The sequence below is a fragment of the Acetobacter papayae genome (assembly GCF_047721125.1).
GTDB lineage: Bacteria > Pseudomonadota > Alphaproteobacteria > Acetobacterales > Acetobacteraceae > Acetobacter > Acetobacter papayae.
Genome location: NZ_JBDNWF010000035.1, coordinates 18,447 through 27,021, shown reverse-complemented (window position 1 = coordinate 27,021; position 8,575 = coordinate 18,447). Strand labels below are relative to the sequence as shown.

The window sequence follows — 8,575 nt, the reverse complement described above, 5'->3', positions numbered from 1 at the left end:
TCTCGTCCCGTGAGCCAGCTTCTATACCCACCAGCACTATACCGTCAACACCACTCCAACAGAAAAATGCTCCCACTGACTTTTTTCTGAAACATTCCAAGGAATTCCGCCATTTTTGGCCCATAAAAATACGATATCAAAACGGATGCTCCGGCACGCGAATGGCCCCCCAAAAGAAAAGGGCGGCCTTAGGCCGCCCTTTTCGATTCACTTTGTGGTTCTGGCTTCTGGAAAGGCCTGCTCCCAACCTCCGCCCAGTGCATTATATAGCTGCACCAGATTGCCAGAGAGGGTGGCCGTGCTTTCGGCCTCCTGTGTCTGGGACTGGAGCATACGCCTCTGGGCATCCAGCACCTGCAGATAGTTCTGCAACCCGTGGCGGTACTGATCCTGTGCCAATGTAAGTGCACGGCGATCTGACTGCACCTGAGCGCTGATCGCCTGATTACGCCGCTGCTCGGCCTGCCAGGCCACCAGAGCGTTATCCACCTCACGCCATGCGTTCAGAACGGTTTTGCGATAATTGAGCGCCTCTGCCCGCTGCGAGGCCTTTTTCATTTCAAGCTGCCCGCTCAGGCGGCCCCCCTGAAAAATAGGCAGGGTGATGGATGGCCCAACATTCCATGCCCGCGCATTCCAGAACCCCAGATCGCGGAAGGAGAGGGACTGAAAGCCAAACCCGGCATCAATCGTAACCTTGGGATAAAAATCCGCAGCCGCCTGACCGACTTCCGCTGTAGCCCCATGGAGCTGGGCTTCGGCTTCGCGAATATCCGGGCGGCGACGCGCCAGTTCGGACGGCAGGCCTACAGGTGCAGCAGGCGGCACCAGAGGAATGGCCTTACTCTGATTCAGTTCCGCATCCAGTGCGCCGGGAGGAGACCCCATCAACAGATTGATGGCGTTGATCTGCATGGCAATCCGCTGGTCGTATTGCGGCAGCAGGGCGTCGGTGCGCTGGAGTTCGGCCTGAGCGGTATCCACATCCAGTTCGCTCACCAGACCACTATGGTAGCGCGACTCGCTCAGCTTGGTGAGATCGGCTGCCAGATCACGGCTGGCGCGAGTAATGCGCGCCTGCTCCTGCAACTGGCGCAGGGTAATATAATCGGAAGCCAGCTCAGCCTGACGCGCTACCAGAATACCCCGGCGTTCTTCCTGCGAGGCTGTCATATAGGCTTTGGCGGCCTCGTACTGCCTGCGCACACGGCCCCACAGATCAACCTCCCAGCTTGACTGAAGGCCATCCTGCCACTGGTTAAGCAACGGCACCGAAGCGCTTGATGCCGCGGCTTCGATCTGGTCGCCCACCCCGGCCTGACGGCCTACGCGCTTGAGCACCCACTGCATTTCCTTGGTGCTGTACTGCGATGCCTTGTAGGAGCCCGAGGCGGCAAGGTCAGGAAAGCGCTCGGCACCGGCCAGCAGCAACTGACCCCGGCTGACCGCAAGCTGTTCGGACGCCTGCTGCACATCAAGGTTCTGGCTGGCCAGCCGCTCTTCCAGCGCTGTCAGTTCCGGGTCATGGAAAATGCTCCACCATGCCGCCGGTGGTTCTTCTGTTGTCGGCACGCTCAGCAGGCGGGAGCGCTCCTGTGTGGCGGCCTGCCGCCACTGCTCGGGAGACCATGTTTCGGGCTTTTTGAAGTCAGGCCCCACCGCGCACCCTGCCAGCAGCACGGCCAGCACCAGTATGGATGCCGTGTCTGCCCGCCTTTTCGCCACCTGCGTTTTTGCCACTTGCCTGACCCTTCTCGAACCCGTACGCCGGGAAAATTATGCGCCGACGTTAATTTTTGCTACAACGTTTCTGTTCTGACCGACCGGTTCGGTCATTGCGTACCCTATCGTCTTTCCTTCGCGCGTCAATCATTCAGCCACCAGAGCCAACCGCCTATGTCCTCCTCCGATTTCCCTTCCGATCCTGCCTCCGGGCCAACAGGCGTCTCTGCTCCAGAGCCCGCCCTGTCATCCGACCGGCCCGGCGCGCAGTCCTGTGTGGGAGAATCGGAGGCTAAAAGGCAACAGATTCTGAGCGGCGCCAATCTCGTTTTTGCCGAACACGGCTACGAAGGGGCAAGTATGTCAGCCATTGCGCGCAAGGCTGGCGTTTCCAAAGGCACACTTTACAACTACTTCACCAACAAGGCGGATCTGTTCACCGCCTATGTAGAGCAGCGCTGCCGCGAAAAGCTGCCACCCATTCTTGCCTCCATCAAACACGGCCGCACCCCGCGCGAGACCCTAACGCTAATGGCAGGCGGCATTATCCAGCTTATTACCCAGCCCGAAAGTCTGGTGCTGTACCGGATTATCGTGTCCGAAGCGCCGCATTTTCCGCAACTGGCCGTCTCGTTCTGGCAGCATGGCCCCCGGTTGGCGCTGGCTACGCTCTCGCAGTGGATTGCTGAACAGACGGAGCGCGGCACCATGTACACGGACGACCCGGACCTTGCGGCAGAACAGTTCTTTTCGCTCTGCCAGACGCGTATCGCCCACCGCAAGCGCTTCAACATGCCGCTGGAAAACGAGGAAGAGGACAAGCGCAAGGTCACGCAATCGGCCGTGGATATCTTTATGGCCGCTTATGGCAAGCCGGATGCCCACAACACACCACGGGCCTGAAAACGACAAAACCCGCACGCCAGTCGCGTGCGGGTTTGCCATTGCCTGCCAGTAAAGACAGGCCGCCTGAAACGGCGTTTTACTTCTTCAGCGCATCGACAAGCTGGGGCACGATCTCAAACAGATCGCCCACCACGCCGTAATCTGCCACCTGGAAAATAGGGGCGTCGGGGTCCTTATTGACCGCCACAATCACGCGGCTGTCCTTCATGCCGGCCAGATGCTGGATAGCGCCGGAAATACCGAACGCCATATACAGATCGGGCGCGACAATCTTACCGGTCTGCCCCACCTGACACTCGTTAGGCACAAAGCCCGAATCAACCGCCGCACGGGACGCGCCAAGCGCTGCACCCAGCACATCGGCCAGCGGGTCAAGCGTGTGGAATTTTTCCTCGCTCTGCATGCCGCGACCACCGGACACCACCACGCGGGCGGATTCCAGTTCAGGCCGGTCGGACGTGCTGAGCTGCACACCTTCAAAGCGCGAGACTTCGGGGCTGTCCACGCCGGGCAGGGTTTCGACGGTGGCGCTGCCACCTTCCGCCGGGGCGGGGTCGAACGCTGCGGAACGGATGGTCAGCAGCTTTTTGGCATCGGACGAGCGCACTGTCGCCAGTGCGTTACCCGCATAAATGGGGCGCACGAACGTATCGGCAGATTCAATGCTGATGACATCGGGGATAGGCTGCACATCGAGCAGGGCTGCTGTGCGGGGCAGCACGTTCTTGCCGAACGCCCCGGCCGCGGCCACGATATGATCATACCCGCCAGCCAGCGAGGCCACGAGTGCCGCAAGCGGCTCCGCCAGATCATGCGCGTAACGGGCATCCGCCGCGTGCAGAACCTTGCTCACCCCAGCAATGGATGCCGCGGCCTGCGCCACGGCGGCATCGCCCGTGACCAGCACATGCACATCGCCCAGCTTGGTTGCTGCGGCCACGGCGGACAGAGCCGCCTTCCTGATCTGACCGCCTTCGTGGTCGAGAAGAACAAGAGCGGTCATGATCAGATCACCTTCGCTTCGTTACGCAGTTTTTCCACCAGTTCCGCCACGGAGTCGAGCTTGATGCCCGCCTTACGCTCGGTCGGTTCCGCAACGCTGACAACCGTCAGGCGCGGCGTCATGTCCACGCCCAGATCAGCCGCCTGCAGAGTTTCAAGCGGCTTTTTCTTGGCCTTCATGATGTTGGGCAGCGAGGCGTAGCGCGGCTCGTTCAGGCGCAGGTCAGCCGTAATGATCGCGGGCAGGGAGAGAGAGACCTCTTCCGTGCCGCCATCAACCTCGCGGCTGACGCGCGCGCGGCCTTCGGCCAGTTCCACCTTGCTGGCGAACGTGCCCTGACCCCAGCCAAGGAAACCGGCCAGCATCTGGCCCGTGGCGTTCATGTCGTCATCAATGGCCTGCTTGCCGAGGATAACCAGTGACGGTTCTTCCTTTTCGACCAGCTTTTTCAGAACCTTGGCAACGGCCAGCGGCTCGGGGCTTTCATCGGACAGAACCAGAATGGCGCGGTCCGCACCCATGGCCAGAGCCGTGCGCAGGGTGTCCTGCGCCTGCTGCACGCCCACCGACACCACGACCACTTCGGACGCAGCGCCTTTTTCGCGCAGGCGCACGGCCTCTTCCACCGCGATTTCATCGAACGGATTCATGGACATCTTGACACCGGCGGTTTCAACACCGCTGCCGTCGGCCTTTACGCGCGGCTTGATGTTGTAATCAACAACCCGCTTTACAGGTACGAGTATCTTCATGACTTCTTTCGCTTGCTGACGCAGGAGAGTTCGGACGATCCCTTACAGTATTTTGGCCGAAATTCACATACCGGCCGGATAATTTGGCCCACCACCACCTTCGGGCGTGGTCCAGTCTATGTTCTGCGTGGGGTCCTTGATATCGCATGTCTTGCAGTGCACGCAGTTCTGCGCGTTGATCTGCAAGCGCGGGGCGGTTTCTTCATCCGCCACTTCATACACGCCTGCCGGGCAATACCGCGCTTCAGGAGCGTGGAACACATCCCAGTTGACCGTTTTCCACAAAGAGGGATTGCGCAGGTGCAGATGCACCGGCTGGTCTTCCTCATGATTGGTGGCGGACAGGAATACCGAGGACAGGCGATCAAAGGTGAGCGTGCCATCGGGCTTGGGGTAGTCCGGCTTTGCGCACACGCTGGCGGGCTTGAGGGTTTCGTTGTCCTTGTGCTGGAAATGCAGCGTCCACGGTGCGCGACCGCGCAGCAGCATGGCATCAAGTGCAGCGTAAACCGCACCGCCCCGGGCGCCAAAGCGCGCAAAGGCCGGGCGAATATTGCGCGCGCCGCGCAGTTCCTGCCACAGCCATGAACGACGCACCTTGTCGGTAAACGCCGCGGGCTCGGGCCGCTCGGCCTTGAGCGCCTCGGCCACGGCTTCCGCCGCCAGCATGCCCGACTTCATAGCCGTATGCGTGCCCTTGATCTTGGGCACGTTAAGGAAACCAGCGGAATCGCCAATGAGCGCGCCACCGGGGAATGTCAGGCGGGGCAGGGACTGCAACCCACCTTCGGACAGGGCGCGCGCGCCATAGGCAATGCGCCGCCCCCCTTCGAGATGCTTGCGAAAGGCCGGGTGCAGCTTCACGCGCTGCATTTCATCAAAAGGCGAAAGCCACGGATTGGCGTAATCCAGCCCGATGACAAAGCCATAGGACACCAGATTTTCGCCAAAATGGTACAGCCACGCTCCACCATAGGTGTTGTTATCCATCGGCCAGCCAAAGCTGTGTTGCACCAGACCAGGACGATGCTTCTCAGCCGGAATTTCCCACACTTCCTTGATGCCCAGCCCATAGGTCTGGGGATCGACACCACTGCGCAGGTCGTAATGGGCCATGACCTTCTTGGTCAGCGAACCCCGGCAGCCTTCGCCAAACAGGGTGTAGCGCGCACGCAGTTCCATGCCGGGCTGGTAATTGGGGCCGGGCTCGCCATCGCGGCCCACGCCCATATCGCCGGTGACAACGCCCACCACGCGATTATCCTCGATCAGCACATCCGCCCCGGCAAAACCGGGATAGATTTCCACGCCCAGTTCTTCGGCCTGAGCGGCAAGCCAGCGGCAGACCTCGCCCAGACTAACCACGTAATTCCCGTGATTGGCCATATGCGGCATGAAACGGTCCAGCATAGGCACGCGCAGACTGCTGTTGCGTGTCAGATAGAGCATATCTTCCGCCGTGACCGGCGTATTGAGCGGCGCGCCGCGTTCACGCCAGTCGGGCAGGAGCTCTGTCAGGGAGCGCGGCTCGATAACCGCACCGGAGACGATATGCGCCCCGATCTCGCTGCCCTTTTCAATCAGGCAGACATTTATCTCCGGGGAAAGTTGGCGCAGGCGGATGGCAGCGGCCAGTCCGGCGGGGCCACCGCCTACAATGACAACGTCAAACTCCATCGACTCACGCACAGGCTCACTCATCCCCTATTTACCCCCGTTGTACTTGCAACGGCCTCCCTAAACCCGATTTGTCAGAAAATTGCAAAAAAAGACGCAGCCCCGGTGCCTAGACAGCACCCCCAGACACCGCCGGAGCCTAGTGCCGTGTACCTGTTCGCGGGCCAAAGGCCAGCTCATGCACGGCGCGCCATGAATCATCCACGAAGTTGACAATAAGCGTGCGGCGCACCCCGCTAATGGGGCGGCGCACAAACCCATGCCACGTATTATCCGCCGGAATGAACAGCACGGCAGAATTGAACGCCCCCGGCGCCCGCACAACGGATTCGCCTTCCTGCGTCATCAGATCCGTGCCCCAATCCGCCGATTCCGCCCCGCGTGAGAGCGAGACAAGCAGGGTCAGCTTCTTGGCCCCGATATCTGTATGGGGGGCCAGCCAGAATCCGTCCGTATCCAGACACAGTTCCAGCCGCAGAGCCGCCGTATCAAGCGCGATTCCGCAGGACTGCTCAAAGGCGCTGCGCATGGTCTCGCTATCAAACGCATGAGCCAGACTATCCAGCCGGGGGTCACGCGCGCGGGTTTCTGCATTGACGAACACACGATGCGCATTGCGGGTTTCGCGGCGGCCTTCCACATCCCCCGCGATTGCCTGCGCACCGGGGTCCCATTCCTCCAGCGCGTCACACGCACTGGTGGGCAGCACATCATTCAGCAGCCAGTGGGCATAGGGTGTGCGGGCCGCGACCGTGCGGGCAAGAAGCGCGGGCAGGGCAAAGCCCACATCCGACGCACCAGTACCTTGAGACAGGGAAGCTCCGTGGCTCATACCGTCCTATCCTTGCATTATGGAACACAGGCCCAGCCCCACGCATACCGACCAGACCGGGCAAGCATGGGAAAACCGGCAAAAAACCTGCCCTCTCCCAAACAGGAAACCGGGCATACAGGCGCAGGCTCTCTTTCCATGCGCCAAAATACCGGCAGGATCAAGGCGCGCGCGGCCGGGCACCGTACCCGCTCCCTTGAGCGCGTCCCCTATTCCACAGCCCCGCACACCGCCTGACCGGCAGCCCCGCAGCCACCTGTGCAGCATGGGCCAGATGCCTAAAGTGCGCCCGAAAACCGGGGCCGGGCCTTTTCCCCCGCCTGCGCGGCAAGGGCTGCATGATGGGTATCGAACACGGCGGCAATATTACGCAGGAAGGGCCGCCCGCGCTCGGTTACGCGGATATTCGCGCCATCCATCTGAATAAGCCCGTCATGCGCGAAAGGCCGCAGCGCGCTCAGTTCTGCCGTAAAACCAGTCTCGCCCCCTTCATGGGCCAGAGCTGCAATCGGCCCGCCATCAAGGCACACACCCATATCGCACATGATACGCTCGATAATGGCGCCACGTGCCCGGTCCTGCGCCGAACGCGCCACCCCCCGCACCACCGGCAGGGCGTGAGAGGCAGCCATGGTACGCGCATAGGCAGCGGTGCTGACCTCGTTCTGAGCAAAGCCTTCAGGCAACATGGAAATGGCAGAGGCCCCGATTCCCAGCAGCACCGCGCAGGAATCGGTGGTGTAGCCCTGAAAATTGCGGTGCATGGTGCCATCACCCGCCGCACGGGCCAGCGGGTCATGCGGCAGGGCGTAATGATCCAGCCCGATCGGCACATATCCGGCCTCGACCAGCACGGCATCCATGCGCGCACGCTGGGCCAGACGCTCGGTTGAATCCGGCAGGGACTCGGCAGGAATCAGCGCCTGCCGCCTCTGCTTCCACGGAATATGGGCGTAACCGAACACGGCCAACCTGTCCGGGCGCAGGGCGGCAATCTGCCGCGCGGTTTCGGCCACGCTCTGCACGCTCTGATACGGCAGGCCGTAAATCAGATCGATATTGACCCCAGCAATCCCTGCCGCACGCGCCTGCTGCACGCAATCACGCGTCTGCTCAAAGGACTGGATGCGCCCGCAGGCTTCCTGCACGCGGGGGTCGATATCCTGCACCCCGAGGCTGACACGGTTGAAGCCCAGCTCGGCCAGCAGGTCCAGCCGCCCCGGCGGCAGGTGGCGGGGGTCGAGTTCCATGGACAGCTCGGCCTGTGGCTCAAGACTGAACCACAGCCGCACCACTCGCATGAGGGCGCGCAGGGCTTCGGCCGGCAGGGTGGTGGGGGTGCCACCGCCAAACTGCACATGGCCAACCCGGCGCTGCCCGCCCAGAGCCTGCACATAGCGGTGCAGCTCTTCACGCAGCAGGTCGGCATAGGCTACCCGCCCGCTCTCATGGCGCATGACAGAGGTATTGCACCCGCAAAAGCGGCAGAGCTCGTCGCAAAAGGGCACATGGAAATAAAGAGAAACAGGTTCGCTCGCGGGCAGGGCCGCAAGCCATTGCTCCACCTGTGGGGAGCCGACCGCCTCCGTAAAACTGGCGGCGGTCGGGTAGCTGGTATAGCGTGGCAGGTTGCCACTGTATCGGGCAACCAGATCAGCCTGAGGCTGTGCAACCACGCTCATG

General features: G+C 61.7%; 7 protein-coding genes. 1 reads left to right on the top strand and 6 read right to left on the bottom strand.

The genetic code is table 11. The features are described from left to right. Window positions 1-207 precede the first annotated feature (207 nt). Complete coding sequence (locus tag ABF757_RS10085) at window positions 208-1,740, bottom strand: efflux transporter outer membrane subunit (RefSeq protein ID WP_415482108.1); 1,533 nt, start codon at window positions 1,738-1,740, stop codon at window positions 208-210. Between the two features lie 156 nt (window positions 1,741-1,896). Between ABF757_RS10085 and ABF757_RS10080 the strand changes: the two genes are divergently transcribed. Continuing rightward, complete coding sequence (locus tag ABF757_RS10080; RefSeq protein WP_415482107.1) at window positions 1,897-2,625, top strand: TetR/AcrR family transcriptional regulator C-terminal domain-containing protein; 729 nt, start codon at window positions 1,897-1,899, stop codon at window positions 2,623-2,625. A gap of 79 nt (window positions 2,626-2,704) precedes the next feature. On the opposite strand, the gene ABF757_RS10075 is transcribed toward ABF757_RS10080, so the two are convergent. The 5 genes from ABF757_RS10075 to hemN all read right to left on the bottom strand — a co-directional run bounded on the left by ABF757_RS10075 (window position 2,705) and on the right by hemN (window position 8,568). Then, window positions 2,705-3,631, bottom strand: coding sequence for an FAD-binding protein (locus ABF757_RS10075; protein WP_415482105.1), 927 nt, complete (start codon window positions 3,629-3,631; stop codon window positions 2,705-2,707). 2 nt (window positions 3,632-3,633) lie between these two features. After that, window positions 3,634-4,383, bottom strand: a complete 750-nt coding sequence (locus tag ABF757_RS10070) for an electron transfer flavoprotein subunit beta/FixA family protein (RefSeq protein ID WP_415482103.1) — start codon at window positions 4,381-4,383, stop codon at window positions 3,634-3,636. Window positions 4,384-4,446: 63 nt separating this feature from the next. Then, window positions 4,447-6,084, bottom strand: coding sequence for an electron transfer flavoprotein-ubiquinone oxidoreductase (locus ABF757_RS10065; RefSeq protein ID WP_025861387.1), 1,638 nt, complete (start codon window positions 6,082-6,084; stop codon window positions 4,447-4,449). Window positions 6,085-6,199: 115 nt separating this feature from the next. Further along, window positions 6,200-6,892: a 2OG-Fe(II) oxygenase gene (locus ABF757_RS10060; RefSeq protein WP_051543306.1), complete on the bottom strand. Its 693-nt coding sequence runs from the start codon at window positions 6,890-6,892 to the stop codon at window positions 6,200-6,202. 278 nt (window positions 6,893-7,170) lie between these two features. Then, a complete protein-coding gene (hemN, locus tag ABF757_RS10055; protein ID WP_415482111.1) occupies window positions 7,171-8,568 on the bottom strand; it encodes an oxygen-independent coproporphyrinogen III oxidase in 1,398 nt (465 codons plus the stop codon). Window positions 8,569-8,575: the final 7 nt, after the last annotated feature.

Coding starts and splice junctions, on each gene's coding strand:
- ABF757_RS10080 (WP_415482107.1), top strand. CDS start 1,897: ATGTCCTCCTCCGATTTCCCTTCCGATCCTGCCTCCGGGCCAACAGGC.
- ABF757_RS10075 (WP_415482105.1), bottom strand. CDS start 3,631: ATGACCGCTCTTGTTCTTCTCGACCACGAAGGCGGTCAGATCAGGAAG.
- ABF757_RS10070 (WP_415482103.1), bottom strand. CDS start 4,383: ATGAAGATACTCGTACCTGTAAAGCGGGTTGTTGATTACAACATCAAG.
- ABF757_RS10065 (WP_025861387.1), bottom strand. CDS start 6,084: ATGAGTGAGCCTGTGCGTGAGTCGATGGAGTTTGACGTTGTCATTGTA.
- ABF757_RS10060 (WP_051543306.1), bottom strand. CDS start 6,892: ATGAGCCACGGAGCTTCCCTGTCTCAAGGTACTGGTGCGTCGGATGTG.